At 58.3% G+C, this 18,959-nt stretch carries 15 protein-coding genes and 2 tRNA genes; 2 read left to right on the plus strand and 15 right to left on the minus strand.

Features of this window, described 5'->3' with window-relative positions; translation table 11 throughout:
• Window positions 1-23 precede the first annotated feature (23 nt).
• The 10 genes from nusA to rlmE all read right to left on the minus strand — a co-directional run bounded on the left by nusA (window position 24) and on the right by rlmE (window position 9,113).
• Window positions 24-1,538, minus strand: a complete 1,515-nt coding sequence (gene nusA, locus LG290_RS14660; protein WP_160418066.1) for a transcription termination factor NusA — start codon at window positions 1,536-1,538, stop codon at window positions 24-26.
• Between the two features lie 76 nt (window positions 1,539-1,614).
• Window positions 1,615-2,073 carry a ribosome maturation factor RimP gene (gene rimP / locus LG290_RS14665; protein ID WP_160418067.1) on the minus strand — a complete coding sequence of 153 codons (459 nt, stop codon included), beginning with the start codon at window positions 2,071-2,073 and terminating at the stop codon, window positions 1,615-1,617.
• A 243-nt stretch (window positions 2,074-2,316) separates the two neighbouring features.
• Window positions 2,317-2,393: transfer RNA gene (locus LG290_RS14670), tRNA-Met, on the minus strand.
• A gap of 117 nt (window positions 2,394-2,510) precedes the next feature.
• Window positions 2,511-2,597, minus strand: a tRNA-Leu gene (locus tag LG290_RS14675).
• Window positions 2,598-2,618: 21 nt separating this feature from the next.
• A complete protein-coding gene (secG, locus tag LG290_RS14680; protein ID WP_499835426.1) occupies window positions 2,619-2,978 on the minus strand; it encodes a preprotein translocase subunit SecG in 360 nt (119 codons plus the stop codon).
• Window positions 2,979-2,982: 4 nt separating this feature from the next.
• Window positions 2,983-3,732: a triose-phosphate isomerase gene (tpiA, locus tag LG290_RS14685; protein WP_499835427.1), complete on the minus strand. Its 750-nt coding sequence runs from the start codon at window positions 3,730-3,732 to the stop codon at window positions 2,983-2,985.
• Window positions 3,733-3,813: 81 nt separating this feature from the next.
• The gene (gene glmM / locus LG290_RS14690; protein WP_499835428.1) at window positions 3,814-5,163 is read right to left on the minus strand and encodes a phosphoglucosamine mutase; all 1,350 of its coding nucleotides are present in this window, start codon (window positions 5,161-5,163) and stop codon (window positions 3,814-3,816) included.
• Complete coding sequence (gene folP, locus LG290_RS14695) at window positions 5,160-6,062, minus strand: dihydropteroate synthase (RefSeq protein ID WP_499835429.1); 903 nt, start codon at window positions 6,060-6,062, stop codon at window positions 5,160-5,162. The genes glmM and folP overlap by 4 nt, the downstream gene beginning before the upstream one ends.
• A 112-nt stretch (window positions 6,063-6,174) precedes the next feature.
• Complete coding sequence (gene ftsH / locus LG290_RS14700; RefSeq protein WP_160418077.1) at window positions 6,175-8,160, minus strand: ATP-dependent zinc metalloprotease FtsH; 1,986 nt, start codon at window positions 8,158-8,160, stop codon at window positions 6,175-6,177.
• Between the two features lie 248 nt (window positions 8,161-8,408).
• Window positions 8,409-9,113, minus strand: a complete 705-nt coding sequence (rlmE, locus tag LG290_RS14705) for a 23S rRNA (uridine(2552)-2'-O)-methyltransferase RlmE (RefSeq protein WP_499835430.1) — start codon at window positions 9,111-9,113, stop codon at window positions 8,409-8,411.
• Between the two features lie 100 nt (window positions 9,114-9,213).
• Here rlmE and yhbY point away from each other — a divergent pair, with 100 nt between their 5' ends.
• Window positions 9,214-9,540: a ribosome assembly RNA-binding protein YhbY gene (gene yhbY / locus LG290_RS14710; RefSeq protein ID WP_160418082.1), complete on the plus strand. Its 327-nt coding sequence runs from the start codon at window positions 9,214-9,216 to the stop codon at window positions 9,538-9,540.
• 82 nt (window positions 9,541-9,622) lie between these two features.
• Here yhbY and greA read toward each other — a convergent pair whose 3' ends face one another.
• The 4 genes from greA to dapB form a co-directional block, all read right to left on the minus strand.
• Window positions 9,623-10,099, minus strand: coding sequence for a transcription elongation factor GreA (greA, locus tag LG290_RS14715; RefSeq protein ID WP_160418085.1), 477 nt, complete (start codon window positions 10,097-10,099; stop codon window positions 9,623-9,625).
• On the minus strand, window positions 10,096-13,326 hold the full coding sequence (carB, locus tag LG290_RS14720; RefSeq protein ID WP_499835432.1) for a carbamoyl-phosphate synthase large subunit: 3,231 nt from the start codon (window positions 13,324-13,326) through the stop codon (window positions 10,096-10,098). Before carB ends, greA begins: the two co-directional genes overlap by 4 nt.
• A gap of 49 nt (window positions 13,327-13,375) precedes the next feature.
• Window positions 13,376-14,521, minus strand: coding sequence for a glutamine-hydrolyzing carbamoyl-phosphate synthase small subunit (carA, locus tag LG290_RS14725; protein WP_499837119.1), 1,146 nt, complete (start codon window positions 14,519-14,521; stop codon window positions 13,376-13,378).
• A gap of 285 nt (window positions 14,522-14,806) precedes the next feature.
• Window positions 14,807-15,625 (minus strand): 4-hydroxy-tetrahydrodipicolinate reductase, encoded by an 819-nt coding sequence (gene dapB / locus LG290_RS14730; RefSeq protein WP_499835434.1) that lies wholly within the window; start codon window positions 15,623-15,625, stop codon window positions 14,807-14,809.
• Between the two features lie 144 nt (window positions 15,626-15,769).
• Between dapB and LG290_RS14735 the strand changes: the two genes are divergently transcribed.
• Window positions 15,770-17,725: an MBL fold metallo-hydrolase gene (locus tag LG290_RS14735; protein ID WP_499835435.1), complete on the plus strand. Its 1,956-nt coding sequence runs from the start codon at window positions 15,770-15,772 to the stop codon at window positions 17,723-17,725.
• Window positions 17,726-17,797: 72 nt separating this feature from the next.
• Here the strand turns inward: LG290_RS14735 and dnaJ are convergent, their stop codons facing one another.
• Complete coding sequence (gene dnaJ / locus LG290_RS14740; RefSeq protein ID WP_499835436.1) at window positions 17,798-18,949, minus strand: molecular chaperone DnaJ; 1,152 nt, start codon at window positions 18,947-18,949, stop codon at window positions 17,798-17,800.
• Window positions 18,950-18,959 lie beyond the last annotated feature (10 nt).

The raw sequence follows: 18,959 nt of genomic DNA on the forward strand, positions 1-18,959 counted from the left end.
ACCCTCCTCAGCCCGTGACCTGTTTACTGTGTGTTTGATTCCGACACGGCGTCGTCTTCAAACCAGGGCGCACGGGCAGTCATGATCAGTGCCGCTGCGCGCGCTTCGTCCAACTCCTCGATATCGACCAGATCATCGACAGCCTGCTCGGCAAGATCTTCCATTGTGACAATACCGCGACTGGCAAGAATGAACGCCAGATGACGCTCCATGCCTTCCATTTCCAGCAAGTCTTCTGCCGGCTGGGCCCCGTCGAGTGCTTCTTCCGAGGCAATCGCCATGGTCAGCAGTTCATCCTTGGCGCGCGCTCTGAGCTCTTCCACCGAATCTTCGTCCAGCTCCTCGATTTCAAGCATTTCTTCCAGCGGCACGTAGGCAATTTCTTCCAGGGTAGTGAAGCCCTCTTCCACCAGCAGCCGGGCAACATCGTCATCGATGCCCAGGTGCTGAACGAAGGAATCCACTAACGTATCAATTTCCTGATCGCGCTTTGACTCGGCTTCGCCCTCGGTCATGACGTTGATCCGCCAGCCGGTAAGCTCCGACGCCAGGCGTACGTTCTGGCCACTGCGACCAATCGCCTGAGCCAGATTATCTTCGGCCACCGCGACATCCATGGCGTGGGCATCTTCATCCACCAGGATGGAACCCACATCCGCCGGTGCCATGGCATTGATAACCAGTTGCGCTGGGTTGTCGTCCCATAGCACGATGTCCACACGCTCATTTTGCAGCTCACTGGACACCGCCTGCACCCGCGAACCACGCATGCCGACACAGGCGCCGACCGGGTCAATGCGGCGATCGTTGGTCTTGACCGCGATCTTGGCCCTTGAGCCGGGATCACGGGCTGCGCCCTTGATCTCGATAAGTTGCTCGGCAATTTCCGGCACTTCGATTTTGAATAGTTCAATGATCAGCTCGGGGCAAGTGCGTGACAGCAGCAGCTGTGCGCCACGTGCCTCCGGATCCACCTTGACCAGCAACGCCCGCACTCGTTCATTCATGCGGTAGCGTTCGCCGTGGATCATTTCCTGGCGCGGCAGGAACGCTTCTGCGTTATCCCCAAGGTCGATGATCAAGCCGTCGCGGGTCGTCTTCTTGACAATACCCGCCACCAGTTCGCCTTCGCGATCGGTATATTGCCGCACGACTTCCGCTCGCTCGGCCTCGCGCACTTTCTGCACGATGACCTGCTTCGCGGTTTGTGCCGCAATGCGTCCGAACATGGCATTGTCGATCAGTTTTTCAACCACATCGCCACGCTTGAGCGGCGGATCACGCTGCTCGGCAATGCTTTCCTTGATTTCGTAATCCGGGGTTTCGAACTCATCGTCTTCTACCACCGTCCAGAAACGAAACGTTTCATATTCGCCGGTGCGCCGATCGATATGCACGCGCACATTAGCTTCTTCGTTCTCGAACCGCTTACGCGACGCGCTAGCCAATGCTGCCTCGACCGCTTCGAAGATTACATCTCGCGGGACGCCTTTTTCATTGGAGATCGCGTCAACGACCATTAGAATTTCTTTACTCATGCGTTTGCCTCGCCAGAAAACCTGTCCTTATGTGCATCAGCCCGGCTGCCTGCCGACGGCGTCACCCCATAGAGCACTACTCGAACTGCGGTACAATATGCGCCTGGTCAATACTTTCTATGGGAAAACAGTACTCTTCACCTTCGAACTGGAGCAGCACGTCGTCCCCTTCAACACCGGCTAGCAATCCTTGAAATTTGCGTCGTCCATCAAAAGGAAGACGTAACTTCAAGGCTATCTGGTGCCCCTGAAAGCGGATGTAATGGTCCAGGGTATAAAGTGGGCGCGCCATACCCGGAGAAGAGACTTCAAGCCGATATTCACCAGCAATGGGATCTTCCACATCGAAGACAGCGCTTACTTGACGACTGACATCGGCGCAATCTTCAACGCTGATGCCACTATCGCGTTCAATGTAAACTACCAGTCGCGAGTGCTTGCCTTGGGACAGATGGTCGATACCCCATAGCTCAAATCCCATGGCGGCAACGACAGGCTCGATCAGCGCGTGAAGCGCAGCGTGTTTAATGGCCACAGACAAAGCTCCTATAGCCGTTGCATCAGGCACCTGGCCAGGCGTTGAAAGAGAAGCTAGGTGGCTGATTGGCATTACCCGGAAACGTGTCTCCGGTAAACCGGCAGACATCCGCTATTGAGAAGGCTTGCTAACAAAAAGCCCCTTCACAGGAAGGGGCTTTTTGAAAGAAACCTGTTGTACCACTTAGGCTATCCCCACATGCTTCCACTCAAGTGGACCAACAAGTGACTGCCTAAAAAATGGTAGCGGGGACCGGATTTGAACCGATGACCTTCGGGTTATGAGCCCGACGAGCTACCAGACTGCTCCACCCCGCATCAATCTAGGTTGACGATAATAGACCTACTTGGCGCTTACGTCAAGCTAATCTTTTTCGTCTCAGGTACCAAACCTGAATTCTGGAGAACTGACGTTAAAGCTGTCAGTAAATCAGATGGTGCCGAAGGCGGGACTTGAACCCGCACGACCATACGGTCACTACCCCCTCAAGATAGCGTGTCTACCAATTCCACCACTTCGGCATCAGGGGAGGCTCAAGAAAGCTAGTCGCTGCTTTCCTCAAGCACTGGCGCGGTATTATCCACACTTGGGGCTTCGTCGTCAAGCGTTGGCAAACTGCGTTGTTGATCGATTAAACGTGCATCCGGCACACCGGCCTCAGGCGCCTGACCGGCCTGGGTGGCGAAATACGCCAAGGTCATTGATGTCACGAAGAACGCCGCTGCCAGGAAGGCGGTAAAACGCGCAAGAAAACTTCCGCTACCGCGTGAGCCGAATACGGTTTGCGAGGCCCCCCCACCAAAAGCGGCACCAGCTTCTGCGCCCTTGCCCTGCTGTAACAGGATCAAGACAACCAGGGCGATCGCGATCACCACATGAATCATGAGAATTGCAACTTGCATGGAATTATCCTGCTGACTGACAAATGGCGTAAAAGTCTTCGGCCTTGAGCGAGGCTCCCCCCACCAGGCCGCCGTCGATATCCGGCTGAGCAAGCAGCTCAGCCGCATTTTTGGCGTTCATGCTACCGCCGTAAAGCAAGCGCAACTGCTGCGCCAATTCTTCATCATAACCCGCTTGATGGTGGCGAATCCCGGCCATGACCTCCTGAGCCTGCTCAGGCGTTGCCGTGCGACCGGTGCCAATGGCCCATACCGGCTCATAGGCGACTACCAACTGGGCACGCTGCACTGGACCCAGAGGCGCCATCACACACCCCACCTGCCGCAACACCACGTCCATGGTGCGCCCGGCATCACGCTCTTCAAGTGTTTCTCCGACACACAAGATAGGCTTTATATCCGCATTCAAGGCTGCCAGCACACGATCGTAAACGTGGTCATCGCTTTCACGATACAGCTCGCGCCGCTCGGAATGGCCGATGAGCACGTATTCGACACCCAGTTCCTTGAGCATGCCTCCACTCACTTCGCCAGTATGCGCTCCAGAGTGCAACGGGTTCAGTGTTTGCGCGCCCAGGGTAAGCCGCGTATCGGCGAAGGCACGCCGCGCCGCTTCCAGATAAGGGAAAGGCGGATGAATCGTAACGTCCACGTTCGCCGGCAACCCTGGCTGTGAGAATACCTTACCAAAAGCTTCCACCAACGCAGTGGAGCCATTCATTTTCCAATTGCCGGCAATCAAGGGCGTACGCATCGTACTTTCCTAACTCAAGGTGGAGCGAAATGGTATAGGAGCGGCCTTGTCAAGACAACCGCTGACGCAAGCACAGCTGGACTAATCGAGCAAGGCTTGTACCTTTCGGGCCAGCGTCTGCGCCAGCGCCTCGACATCCAGATGCGCCCTGCCTTCGACCATCACGCGGATCAAAGGCTCGGTGCCCGAGGCCCGCAGCAAGACACGCCCCTGATCGCCGAGCTCGGCTTCCAGCGCTATCACCGCCTGCTGCAACGGCTCCGATGCCATTACCGTCTTGGCATGAGTGCCGGTCGGCAAACGTACATTAACCAGCACCTGAGGCACTTTCTCCAAACCGGCGAGCAGTTTCGACAAGGGCCTGCCCTCGCGCATCATTATCGCCACCACCTGCAGCGCAGAGACGATCCCGTCACCAGTAGACTGTACATGGCCACAAACGATGTGCCCGGAGGATTCCCCTCCCAAATACCAGCCATTGGCCGCCATGCGCTCCACCACATAGCGGTCGCCAACCTTGGCCCTCTCGAAAGGAATGTCCAACTGCTCCATGGCCATGGCCAACCCAAAGTTGGACATCAGGGTGCCCACCACGCCGCCGTTGAGATTGCCTTGCGCATGACGGTTCGTGGCAATCAGATACAAAATGTCGTCGCCATCGATCTCACGGCCATCGGCATCCACCAGCAAGACACGATCGCCATCGCCGTCAAAGGCGATACCCAGCTGCGCGCCCTGCTGAATCACTGCGGCGCGCAGAGCCGCCGGATGGGTGGAACCCACTTCGTGGTTGATGTTCAAGCCATCCGGGCTGGCGCCGATGACACTGACATCGGCGCCCAACTCCCTGAATACATTAGGCGCGATATGATACGTCGCCCCATGCGCGCAATCGAGTACGATCTTCAGCCCATGCAGGCTCAAGCGATCCGCTAGCGTTGATTTACAAAACTCGATATAGCGACCTGCTGCATCGTCGATACGCGCCACCTTGCCCAGCTGTGATGCAGCCACCGTGGTCAACGGCTTTTCGAGTTCAGCTTCGATCCGCTCTTCGATTCCGTCGTCAAGCTTGGTGCCTTCCGAAGAGAAAAACTTGATGCCATTATCGGCAAAAGGATTGTGCGAAGCAGAAATTACGATGCCCGCATCGGCACGAAATGTACGCGTCAGGTAAGCAATACCCGGCGTCGGCATCGGCCCAAGCAGTGACACATCGACACCTGCCGCCGACAACCCTGCCTCCAGAGCAGATTCGAACATATACCCCGAAATCCGCGTATCCTTGCCGATCAAGACCCGGGCGCGCCCACGCTCGCGATTCAACACACGGCCTGTCGCCCAGCCCAGCTTGAGCATGAAGTCAGCGGTAATCGGGGCTTGCCCGACTGTCCCTCGAATACCGTCGGTACCAAAATAACGTCGAGTCATGAGCCGGCCCTCTCTCTTGCCTGCTGTTCATTTCCTTCCTGGAGCACCGCCCACGCCATGTTGATGGCATCCACTGTAGGGGCGACGTCATGCACCCGTAGAATTCTGGCACCGCGCTCCACCGCCATGGCGCTTAACACCAATCCACCGGCCAGGCGCTCTTCCACGGGGCGTCCGAGCACTTTGCCGATCATGCTCTTGCGCGACATCCCCACCATCAGCGGCAATCCTAGCTGGGTTAATCCCTGCATACGGCTGAGCAGGCGCAGATTGTGCTCCACGCTCTTGCCGAAACCAAAACCTGGATCCACAAGTAACCGCTCTCGACGCAGACCGGCGGCTTCGCATTGGGCGACTCGCTGGATCAGGTACTCGGCCACTTCCTCTTCAATCGGCAGCGTATAGTACGGCGCCTGCTGCATATCCTGCGGTTCACCCTGGCGATGCATCAAACATACCGGCAGACCACTTCCCATGGCCGCCGCCAGCGCCCCTTCACGTTCAAGCGCCCGCACATCATTGATCATGCTTCCCCCCAAGGCGGAAACCTCACGCATCACCTTCGGGCAACTCGTGTCCACCGATACCAACGCATCCAGCTCGCGCACCAACCGCTCAACAATCGGCGCAACGCGGTCCAGTTCCTGTTGAGCACTGACCGGCGATGCGCCAGGACGCGTCGACTCCCCGCCGACATCGATGATTGCCGCCCCTTCGGCCAACATCGTCTCGGCATGGCGCAGGGCATCCTCCTGAGCCAGATGCTGGCCGCCATCGGAAAAGGAGTCCGGCGTTACATTAAGGATTCCCATGACGCGGGGAAAGGAAAGATCCAGAAGGTGTCGCCCACAACGCAAATGGGGCTCGTGGTCGGTATGGGTGTCAACCGTGGATTGCATGTCGTCGCCTGGTTAAAAAGAAGAAATGTTACTGATTCTCTCCAGAATAGCAAAAAGGCGCCCCACTAGGGACGCCCATCAGTACGAAAGTAGATATCAAGCGGACCAGCGACTAGGAGCCGGCCGGCCCACCCAAGGGGTCGGAGGGGCGACGATTCGGCTCGTCATCACCTTCCCCATCGCTATCGTCACTTGGCTTGGATGCCTTGGTATCGTTTCGAACATCATCTTCGACCTTGGCACCTCCACTGGAATCACCTTCATCCCAGTCCTTGGGCGGCCGAGGAGCACGCCCTCCCATGATATCCTTGAGCTGGTCGGCATCGATGGTTTCGTACTTCATCAATGCTTCGGCCATGGCATCAAGTTTGTCGCGATTGTCTTCCAGGATTTGCTTGGCCTGGTGGTAACAACCATCGATGATCTTGCGCACTTCCTTGTCGAGCCGCGTGGTCGTGTCACCGGACTTCATCTTGGAGCCGCCCTGACCCGGACCACCGAGGAACTGATGTGACTCGTCCTCATCGTACATGATCGGGCCCATCTCATCGGAAAGGCCCCACTTGGCCACCATGTTATGGGCCAACTCGGTAGCACGCTTAATGTCGTTGGAGGCCCCGGTGGTCACGCCATTCGGCCCCAAGGTCATCTCTTCGGCAATGCGCCCGCCGAACAGTGAACATATCTGGCTGATGATCTGCTGGCGCGACAGGCTATAGCGATCCTCTTCCGGCAAGAACATGGTCACACCCAGCGCTCGACCGCGCGGAATGATAGTCACCTTGTAGACCGGGTCGTGCTCCGGCATCACAAGACCGATCACCGCATGACCGGATTCATGATAGGCGGTATTGAGCTTTTCCTTGTCGGTCATGACCATGGATTTGCGCTCGGCACCCATCATGATCTTGTCCTTGGCAAGTTCCAGCTCGTCCATACCCACCAGACGCCGATTACGCCGTGCGGCGAACAGTGCCGCCTCGTTGACCAGGTTGGCCAGGTCGGCACCGGAAAAGCCCGGGGTACCCCGTGCGATAAGTTGCGGCTTGACGTCATCCGCCAGCGGCACCTTGCGCAGGTGAACGCCCAGAATATGCTCGCGACCACGAATATCGGGCAGGCCCACCGTTACCTGGCGATCGAAGCGGCCCGGACGCATCAGCGCCGGATCCAGCACGTCGGGACGGTTGGTGGCAGCGATGACGATAACGCCTTCATTGGCCTCGAAACCGTCCATTTCCACCAGCAACTGGTTCAGCGTCTGCTCACGCTCGTCATTGCCGCCGCCCATGCCTGCACCGCGTGAACGGCCTACGGCATCGATTTCATCGATAAAAATGATGCAAGGCGCTTGCTTTTTAGCCTGCTCGAACATGTCACGCACACGGGATGCACCAACACCCACGAACATCTCGACGAAATCGGAACCCGAGATCGAGAAGAACGGCACCTTGGCCTCGCCGGCAATCGATTTGGCCAGCAGCGTCTTACCGGTACCCGGTGGCCCCACCATCAGCACGCCACGGGGAATGGTACCGCCCAGACGCTGAAACTTGGTGGGTTCGCGCAGGAAGTCGACCAGCTCTTCAACTTCTTCCTTGGCTTCATCGCAGCCGGCTACATCCGCAAACGTCGTCTTGATCTGATCTTGGGAAAGCAGCTTGGCCTTGGATTTACCAAAGCTCATGGGGCCACCCTTGCCGCCGCCAGCACCGCCCTGCATCTGGCGCATGAAGAACATGAAAATCGCCAGGATCAGCAGGATCGGGAAGCTCGCGATCAACAGTCGCGTCCAGATACTTTGCTGTTCGGGTTCCTTGCCTACCACGGTGACGTCATTAGCCAGCAAATCATCCATCAGCTTGGGATCTTCCGCCGCCGGACGGATGGTCTGGAACTGCGAGCCATCCGCACGCTCACCGCTGATGGTGTAACCATCGATGGTGACGCTGCGTACCTGCTGATTTTGCACCTGTTCCACGAACTGAGAATAGTTCATGGTCTGAGGAGCGCTTTCCGTCGTGAAATTATTGAACACTGTCAGCAGAACGGCCGCGATGACCAACCACAGAATCAGGTTCTTCGCCATATCATTCAAGGGAGTACCCTCATTGCAAGAATCTGTCAGTTAAACGTTGATGGTTTGACCTACTCCGGCATCAAGCGTTCAACCATTACCGAAGCCGACCGGCTTCGGGCCATCTGTGTCACGCCTGTCAATGCTGCCTAATGTGACACACCTTGCGCTGCCTGTCCGGCAATCGCTTCGATTAATTCAGTCTATTGCAGCTTCAATCCATTCAAGAGAAAACATTCACCTTGGCATTGATACAGCTAATATCGAGTTTAGCCACGAAAGCCTTCCGCCAACAGATACACTTCCCGCGAACGCGCACGAGAGGCCTCTGGTTTGCGCGTTACCACACGTTTGAAGTGGACGCGCAGCATTTTCAGGTAGGCATCAAATCCTTCCCCCTGAAACACCTTGGCCAAAAAACGGCTTTGCGGAGAAAGCGTTTCCCTCGCCAATTCCAGCGCCAACTCGATCAGGTACATCGCTTGAGGCTGATCAATGGCCGCCATACCACTCATATTGGGGGCCATATCCGACAACACAAGATCAACCGGCCGATTCCCCAGCGTTGAGAGAATCGCATCCAGCACCTTCTGCTCGGTAAAATCGCCCTGTATGAACTCAACCCCCGCCAGGGCATCCATTTCCAGAATATCCGAGGCAATCACAACCCCTTCGGGCCCTACCTTTTCCGCGGCCACTTGACTCCAGCCACCGGGCGCCGCCCCCAAGTCGATTACCGTCATCCCGGGACGAAACAACGCATCCTTGGCATCCAGCTCCAACAGCTTGTAGCTGGCCCGCGAGCGGTAACCATCTTCCCAGCTGCGCTGTACATAGTGATCGTCAAAATGCTCTTTCATCCAGGTGGAACTGGTTTTTGTCTTGCTGGTTTTTTTGTGGCCACCAGCAGCTTCATTGCTACTAGGCTTTTTACTGACATTGGTACGCTTGCGACTTGAAGGCTTTTGTTGCATGAGGGATCTAGGCACGTCGGAAAAATAAGAGCGCTTTCACCCTAAGGCGTTTCACCGTAAGATGGAGCGTTAAGCGCTAACTGGGATACCGCAAGATACCATGAGCTTGTCACAGGCACAAAAGAAAGCATTTCGCAGCATCGGCCATCACCTCAGCCCCGTCGTCACCGTTTCCGAGAATGGTGTGTCGGAGAATCTGCTGGCGGAACTCGACCGCGCCCTCAACGATCACGAACTCATCAAGGTCAAGCTAGCCTTGCCGGAGCGCGATGATCGGGCGGTGATGATCGGGGAGCTACTGGCTGATAGCCGCGCCGAACTGATCCAGACCATCGGCAAGATGGCGCTGCTGTATCGTCACAACCCTCAGGTCAACCCGAAGCTTTCCAACATCAAGCGCTTCGAGAATCATCACGGCCGCCACTGAACGCACTGCTCGCCCCTAACCGGGGCTAGCCGTACGCAAAAGCCCGCGACTTGGTCGCGGGCTTTTTTATGCCGACAAGACGCTAGCTATGTTCGACGTTGCCAATCTCGTACTCGACTTCACCGCCGGGGGTTTTCACCACGACGACATCGCCTTCCTCCTTGCCGATCATGGCTCGCGCAATGGGGGACGTCACGGAGATACGCCCTTCTTTAATATTGGCTTCGTCTTCACCCACGATACGATAGGTAACTTCCTCATCGGTATTCAGGTTGATCAATTCGACGGTGACACCAAAAATCACCTTGCCCGTTCTGGGCAGCTTGGTCACGTCGATCACCTGAGCAGTGGAAAGCTTGCTTTCGATCTCCTGAATCCGCCCTTCGATGAATCCTTGCTGCTCACGGGCGGCATGGTATTCAGCGTTTTCCTTGAGGTCGCCATGCTCGCGGGCTTCGGCAATCGCGGCGATCACCCGAGGGCGCGCTTCACTCTTGAGATGATTCAGCTCATCGCGCAGATTTTTCTCACCAGCGACGGTCATCGGGACCTTATTCATTGCGTTGCTCCTGCATGCAGTTCCTGTAACCGCCGTACGGTAATGTCACTGCCGTATTCCAGTGCCATGCACACCGCATTAGCGCCCGCCAAGGTGGTGGCATAAGGCACCTTGCGTGCAAGTGCGGTACGGCGGATGACCGAAGAGTCGTTGATCGCCTGACGACCTTCGGTGGTATTAACGATATAGGCTATCTCGTCGTTCTTGAGTAGATCGACGATATGCGGGCGGCCTTCAAAAACTTTATTGACACGCTCCACAGCAAGTCCGGCCGCCTCCAAGGCTGCCGCCGTGCCGCTTGTGGCGCACAGCGTGAACCCTAATGCTAGCAGAGAACGGCCAACTTCGATAACACCCGCCTTGTCCGGCTCACGCACCGAAAGAAACGCCTTGCGCTCGCCGCTAAGCGCCGGAATGGCTTCGCCCGCCCCTAGCTGCGCCTTGTAGAAGGCCTCGGCGAAGGTGTCGCCGCTTCCCATGACTTCCCCAGTAGACTTCATTTCCGGCGACAGGATGGGGTCGACCCCGGGAAACTTGTTGAACGGGAATACCGCTTCCTTGACGCTATAGAAATGCGGCACGATTTCACGCTCAAAGCCCTGATCGGCCAAGGATTTCCCTGCCATGCAGCGTGCGGCGATCTTGGCCAGCGACGTGCCGATGCACTTGGAGACGAAGGGTACCGTGCGCGAGGCACGCGGGTTGACTTCGATCACGTAGATCTCGCCATCCTGCCAGGCCAGCTGGACGTTCATCAGCCCCACCACACCCAGCTCCACGGCCATGCGCTTGACCTGGGCACGCATTTCATCCTGCACCTCGGCAGGCAGCGAATACGGCGGCAAAGCGCAGGCGGAGTCGCCGGAGTGAACGCCTGCTTGCTCTACGTGCTGCATGATGCCGCCGATCACCACCTGCTTGCCGTCGCTGACCGCATCGATATCGATCTCGACGGCCGCACTCAGGAAGTAATCCAGCAGTACCGGCGAATCGTTGGACACCTTGACCGCATTGGTCATGTAGTTTTCAAGCTCGGAGGCGTCGTAGACGATCTCCATGGCCCGACCGCCCAGCACATAACTGGGACGCACCACCAATGGATAGCCGATGTTCTCCGCCTTGGCAAAGGCCTCATCGAAGCTGCGCGCCGTGGCGTTGGGTGGCTGCTTGAGACCTAGCTTTTCGATCATCACCTGAAAGCGCTCGCGATCTTCAGCACGGTCGATGGCATCCGGTGTGGTGCCAATGATCGGCACACCAGCGGCTTCCAGCTCACGAGCAAGCTTGAGCGGTGTCTGACCACCAAACTGCACGATCACACCGACCGGTTTTTCCTTGTCGGCGATCTCCAGAACGTCTTCCAGCGTCACCGGCTCGAAATAGAGACGGTCCGAGGTATCGTAATCGGTGGAGACGGTTTCCGGATTACAGTTGACCATGATGGTCTCGTAACCATCCTCGCGCATCGCCAGCGCCGCATGCACGCAGCAATAATCGAACTCGATCCCCTGACCGATACGGTTGGGCCCGCCGCCCAGCACCATGATTTTCTGGCGATCGGAAACCTCAGCCTCGCACTCTTCCTCATAGGTGGAATACATGTAGGCGGTATCGGAGGCAAATTCGGCGGCACAAGTATCCACGCGTTTGTAGACCGGGCGAATGCCGTGTTTCTGGCGTGTCTTGCGGAACTCTTTATCCGAGACGCCCAACAGGCTTGCCAGACGCGCATCGGAAAATCCTTTGCGCTTGATGGCATACAGTTCGCTTGCGCTGAAGTCGGCCAAAGAGCGCTTGGCGACTTCCTGCTCGGTGCGTACCAGGTCTTCGATCTGCACCAGATACCAGGGATCGATATTGGTTAGCTCGAAAATTTCCTCGACGCTCATGCCAGCACGCATGGCATCGGCGATATAAAAGATGCGCTCGGCGCCAGCGGCCTGAAGCTCACCCTTGATACGCGCCATGGCATCCGGTGTGAAATCGGTAATGATCGGGTCGAGTCCGTCGTTGCCGGTTTCCAGACCGCGCAAAGCTTTGTGCAAGGACTCCTGGAACGTGCGCCCGATGGCCATCACCTCGCCTACCGACTTCATTTGCGTGGTCAGACGGTCATTGGCCTGAGGAAATTTCTCGAAGGTGAAACGCGGAATCTTGGTGACCACGTAGTCGATCGAAGGCTCGAACGACGCCGGGGTGCGGCCGCCGGTAATGTCGTTTTGTAGCTCATCCAGGGTGTAACCGATGGCAAGTTTGGCGGCGATCTTGGCGATCGGAAAGCCAGTCGCCTTGGAGGCCAGCGCCGACGAGCGACTGACGCGGGGGTTCATCTCGATGACCACCATGCGCCCGGTTTTGGGGTCGACTCCGAACTGGACGTTGGAGCCACCGGTCTCGACACCGATTTCACGCAGCACCGCCAGGGAGGCATCGCGCATGATCTGATATTCTTTATCGGTCAGCGTCTGGGCCGGGGCCACGGTGATGGAATCGCCGGTATGTACGCCCATGGGGTCGAAGTTTTCGATCGCACAGACAATGATGCAGTTGTCGTTCCTGTCGCGAACGACCTCCATCTCGTATTCCTTCCAACCCAGCAGCGATTCATCGATCAGCAACTCATGGTTGCTGGAAAGCTCGAAGCCGCGCCCACAGATTTCCTCGAACTCTTCCTTGTTGTACGCCACCCCGCCGCCGGAGCCACCCATGGTGTAGGAGGGTCGCACGATGGTCGGAAAGCCGAGCTCGGCCTGGATTTCCCAGGCCTCGGCCATGGAGTGAGCCACCTTAGCCTTGGGGCACGCCAAGCCGATGTTTTTCATCGCCTTGTCGAAGAGGTCGCGATCCTCGGCCTTGTTGATCGCCTCGGCGTTGGCGCCGATCATCTCCACCCCGTATTTCTCGAGCACGCCATGCTCGTCCAGCTCCAGGGCGCAGTTGAGCGCGGTCTGGCCGCCCATGGTGGGCAAGATCACATCGGGGCGCTCGGCTTCGATGATCTTCTCCACCGTCTGCCAGGTAATCGGCTCGATATAGGTGGCATCGGCCATGGCCGGGTCAGTCATGATGGTGGCCGGGTTGGAGTTGACCAGAATGACTCGGTAGCCTTCCTCGCGCAGCGCCTTGCACGCCTGGGCGCCGGAGTAGTCGAATTCACAGGCCTGGCCGATCACGATCGGGCCGGCGCCAATGATAAGAATGCTATTGATATCGGTACGCTTGGGCATGACGGTTCCCGCAAAAAAGTGACGAATGACGACGGATTTCGGGCTCGCGTTAGCGACGCGCCTGCATCATCGCGACAAAACGATCGAACAAGGGTGCGACATCGCGCGGGCCAGGGCTGGCTTCCGGATGGCCTTGAAAACTGAAGGCCGGGCGATCGGTACGCTCGATTCCCTGCAAGGTGCCGTCGAACAGCGAACGGTGCGTGGCGCGCAGTGTCGCGGGCAGCGTCGACTCATCGGCAGCGAAGCCGTGGTTCTGGCTGGTGATCATTACCTTGCCGGTATCCAGGTCTTGCACCGGATGGTTGGCGCCATGATGGCCATGGCTCATTTTCACTGTCTTGGCGCCACTGGCCAGGGCCAGCAATTGATGGCCCAGACAAATACCGAACAAGGGAATATCGGTTTCCAGAAGCTGCTCGATCGCCTTGATGGCGTAATCGCAGGGCTCCGGGTCGCCCGGGCCGTTGGCCAGGAAAACCCCATCGGGGTTCATCGCCAGCACCTCGGCGGCCGGTGTTTGCGCCGGCACCACACTCAGGCGGCAACCGCGTGACGCGAGCATGCGCATGATGTTGCGCTTGATTCCATAATCGAAGGCCACCACATGGAAGGGACGCTCGCCCTGGGGGGTATCGGCATGACCACTACCCAGATCCCATTCACCTTCTGACCACTGGTAAGGCGCCTGACAGGAGACCACCTTGGCCAGATCCATCCCCTTGAGCCCCGGGAACGCTTTGGCTGCTTCAAGCGCACGCTCGACAGCGTCTTCACCTTCGGCATCCGGCCCCGCCAGAATCGCCCCTTTCTGAGCCCCCTTGTCGCGAAGAATCCGCGTCAGGCGGCGAGTATCGATATCGGCGATACCCAGGACGTTCTGGCTTTTCAGGTAATCGGAAAGAGTCTGTTCACTGCGAAAATTGCTGGCGATCAAGGGTAGGTCACGAATTACCAGGCCGGCGGCAGCGATACCGTCGGACTCCACGTCTTCAGCGTTAACCCCGGTGTTACCGATATGCGGGTAGGTAAGGGTAACGATCTGCCGGGTATAGGAGGGGTCGGTCAGAATCTCCTGGTAACCGGTCATGGCCGTATTGAACACCACCTCACCGCTGGTTTGTCCATCGGCACCGATGGCCGTGCCATGAAATACACTGCCATCTTCCAGAGCCAGTATCGCGGGTTTGTTCAATGCGGGTTTGTTCAAGACAAGATCCTCCCATGCTGGTGGAGCCCGTGGGCGCAGGCTCGGCAATCCTGCGGATGCGAACGTTCGCACCCACGATCAACGAATTTCGGGTCGTAAAAAAGCGGGACAAAGCCGATGGAAAAATCGGTTTCATCCCGCTTGTTGTTCGATGCTCGGGTTGGCCAACGCAACAAGCGCGTCGCTTTATGACTTCTCTACTTCAGGCACCCGGCCAAAATTTTTGCAATTTTACAGGATTTAGCACCCCTCGACTACCCCCAAGGAGCCTCAGTTCAATGCCAGCACATCCTGCATGTCGTAACGGCCGATTTCCTTGTCCGCCACCCAGCGCGCCGCACGCACTGCGCCTTTGGCGAATGTCATGCGGCTACTGGCCTTGTGAGTGATCTCGATGCGCTCGCCTTCTGTCGCGAACATCACCGTATGCTCCCCCACGATATCGCCGGCCCGCACCGTGGCAAAGCCGATTTCCTTACCGGTGCGCGGCCCGCACCGCCCTTCGCGAGTGAATACCCCGTGTTCATCGAGGCTACGCCCCAGGGATTCAGCCACTACTTCTCCCATCTTGAGCGCGGTACCCGAAGGTGCATCCACCTTGTGGCGATGGTGGGCTTCGATCACTTCGATATCGTAGCCTTCGTCGCCCAGTGCCTTGGCAGCGGTTTCCAATAGCTTAAGCGTCAAATTGACCCCCACGCTCATGTTGGGCGCGAATACCATGGGCAACTTGGTACGATAGCCGTCCAGCTGGGCAAGCTCGGCATCGTTCATGCCGGTGGTGCCGATCACCATGCGCTTGCCGTGCTCGGCACAAAACGCCAGGTTGGCAAGTGTCACCTGGGGAGCGGTGAAGTCGATCAACACGTCGAAGTCATCGACGATCGCGGCCAGCGAATCCACCGCCGTCACGCCCAGCTTGCCCTGCCCGGCCAGCTCACCGATATCCGTCCCGACAAGCGAACTTCCCGGCTCGACAATACCGCCGGCCAGGGTGGCACCAGCCTCTTGTTCAACAGCGTTTACCAAGGTGCGGCCCATGCGGCCGGCGACACCGACAATGGCGATACGAGGGGCGTGACGGCTCATGCGGACTCCTGCAAAGTTCAATGACATCGACAATGGCGGTGAGTATACCAGAGCCACCCCCTTCTCGGGCAGCAGGCTGCTGGGCAAGCACAACCGAATCAACCACACTGGAGATACCCCGGCAAGCCGACACGAGGAGCCGCCATGCAGCCAATCCCTAGCCCTCTTTCGACAGACCACCCTCTAGTTCTACGGCTGAAGCGACACTCGCGAGTGTTATTGACCGGCCCTTCCGGCAGCGGCAAGACCACCCTTGCCCGAGCTGCCGCAGCCAGCCTCGCCGATCAGAACCTACCTTGCTACTGCCTGAGCGCCGACCCCGGCCTGCCTGGTTTCGGCCCGCCCGGAGCGCTGTGCCTGGGAAAATGGCAGCAGGATGAACATGGCGCAGGTGACTGGCAGCTCAAGAAAATGGCGGCCTTGGCGACACTCGACGCTTCGCGCTTCCGGTTGCCGTTGATCGAGGCACTGCGCCACCTCTGTACCTCCTTGGCCGAAGCGCCCTTGATCGTCGACGCACCCGGTGTAGCACGAGGCATTGGTGGCGCCGAACTGCTGCCGGCACTTGTCAGTGCGGGGCACATCGATACCTTGGTCAAGCTGAAACCCAGTGATGCTCCCGATACATTCAGCCAGGAATATCGCGCTCTGGTCATCGAGCAATTGACAATCACCCCCGACCCCCAGGCGCAGCATCCGGGCAAGCAATTGCGCACCCAACGCCGTACCCAGGCCTGGGACGCTTACCTAGCCAGCGCCACCGAGCAGAGTATCGAGCTTTCACACCTGGCCGTGATCGGCACACCACCCCCGCGCAGCGCCACCGACGCCTGGCGTGGCCAACAGCTCGGCTTACTCGATGTCCAAGGCAATACACTGGCCCTGGGCGAGGTCATTGAGCTTCGGGACGGCAGGCTGCACTTTCTAGCCCCAGCCCTTGAACAGCCTCCCCACACCCTGGTGGTCCGCGATGCGCAACGCCGCCGCAATGGTCAGCTAGGTACCGCTCGACCTTACCGGGCACCTCAGCCAGCGTCGACTATTGAGCCGGCCATGGCGCTCCCCCCACTCGACGCCCAAAACGGCCCGCGTCCGACGGTGCGTCTCAATGGTTACATGGTGACCCTGATGAACGGGGCTTACGGCGACCCTTTGCTGCATTTACGCATACGGCACCAAAAGCGCAGCCTGCTTTTCGATCTGGGCGACCCTGGCCGCTTGACATCGCGCCTCGCCCACCAAGTGAGCGATGTGTTTATCAGCCATGCGCATATCGATCACATTGGCGGTTTTCTCTGGCTACTGCGCTCGCGAATTGGGGACTTTCCCGCCTGCCGATTTTACGGCCCGCCCGGTCTTGCCGAGCACTTGGCTGGCCTGGTAGGCGGGATACTTTGGGACCGGGTGGCCGACAGGGCGCCACGCTTTGACATACAGGAACTTCATGGAGACACTCTCAAGCGTTATTTGCTGACTGCCGGTCAAGCGCTGACAGCACTTCCCGCCCGCCCGGCCCGAGATGGCGTATTGCTCGAAGAACAGGAGTTTCGGGTACGCGCCACGACGCTCGATCACGGCACGCCAGTGCTGGCGTTCGCTTTCGAACCCCAAACCCAGCTAAAAGTGCGCAAAGAGCGACTTGAAGCCCATGGCTTGGCGCCGGGGCCTTGGCTGGGCGAGCTCAAGCACCACGTTCGAGCGGGCAACAGCGATACTCGGATGACCCTGCCCAATGGCGGGACTGCACCGATAGAAGCGCTGTCCCAAGCCTTGCTGTTTACCGAGCCAGCTAAACGGTTGGTGTACGCCACCGACCTGGGCGACACCGAAGATAACCGCAAGCGTTTGATTACCCTGGCTAGAAATGCTCATGTGCTATTCTGCGAGGCGCCCTTTCGTGAAGATGAAGCCGACCAGGCCAAGCGTACCGGCCACCTTACCGCTCGCGCCTGCGGCGAAATAGCCACCGCCGCAGGTGTCGGCCAGTTGGTGCCCTTTCATTTCTCACGGCGCCACGCCAACGATGCTGAAACGCTTTATGCCGAAATCAGGCCCTATTTCCCCCGCCTGGCCGAGACGCTTGGCCGCGAGCCGGACTGAGCTAAAGGCATTAAAAAACCCCGGCTTCTTGCGAAGGCCGGGGCTTGTTCAACATGCAAAGCACATTGCCTGTTACGGCTTCATCTCTTCGAAGAACTTCTTCACGCTGTCGAAGAAACCGCTCTTCTTGGGCGAATGACTGTGCTTGCTGGTGCTGCTTTCCAGGCTTTCCTGAAACTGGCGCAGCAGGTCTTTCTGCTCTTCATTGAGCTTGACCGGGGTTTCCACCACGACCTTGCACAGCAGGTCTCCAGGCGGGCCGCCACGTACCGGCTTGACACCCTTGCCACGCAAGCGGAACAGCCTGCCTGTCTGGGTCTCGGGTGGAATCTTGAGCTTCAACCGCCCATCCAGCGTTGGCACCTCCAGCTCGCCGCCCAGCGCCGCGTCAACGAAGTTGATCGGCACCTCGCAGTGCAGGTGACGCCCTTCCCGCTGGAAGATATGGTGCGGTTTGATGGCCACCTGGACATACAGATCCCCGGGTGGGCCACCGTTGATTCCCGCTTCACCTTCGGCATTCAGGCGAATTCGGTCGCCGGTATCCACACCGGGCGGAATCTTGACCGACAGGGTGCGTGTCTCGCGTACACGGCCTTCGCCGTTACACTTGTGGCACGGCACCTTGATGTGTTGGCCGCTGCCATGACAGGTCGGGCACGTCTGCTGGACGGCAAAGAAACCCTGCTGCATGCGCACCTGGCCATGCCCGGCACAGGTCGGGCAGGTTTCCACGCTGGAGCCCGGCTCGGCGCCGTTACCATCGCAGCGGTCACATGCCACATGACGCGGCACGCGGATATCCACTGTGGTCCCCGATACCGCGCTTTCCAGGTCAAGCTCCAGGTTGTAGCGCAGGTCCGAACCGCGGGCTGGGGCATTGGGCCCGCGCCGACGGCCTCCTCCACCTCCACCGAAGATATCGCCGAACACATCGCCGAAGATATCGCTGAAATCGCCGGCGCCACCTCCACCGAAGCCGCCACCGCCGCCCTGGCCATCAACGCCTGCATGACCGAATTGGTCATAGGCAGCCCGTTTTTCGTTGTCGCTAAGCACTTCGTAGGCTTCGGAAACCTCACGAAATTTTTCGGCGGCAGTACTATCTTCCGGGTTACGGTCAGGGTGGAATTTTTGCGCCAGTCGGCGATAGGCCTGCTTGATCTCTTTCTGATCGGCCCCTTTTTCCACACCCAGGACTTCGTAATAATCGCGTTTGGACATGGGTCCTTTG

This window comes from Halomonas sediminis (genome assembly GCF_044871105.1).
Taxonomy (GTDB): Bacteria; Pseudomonadota; Gammaproteobacteria; order Pseudomonadales; family Halomonadaceae; genus Vreelandella; species Vreelandella zhuhanensis.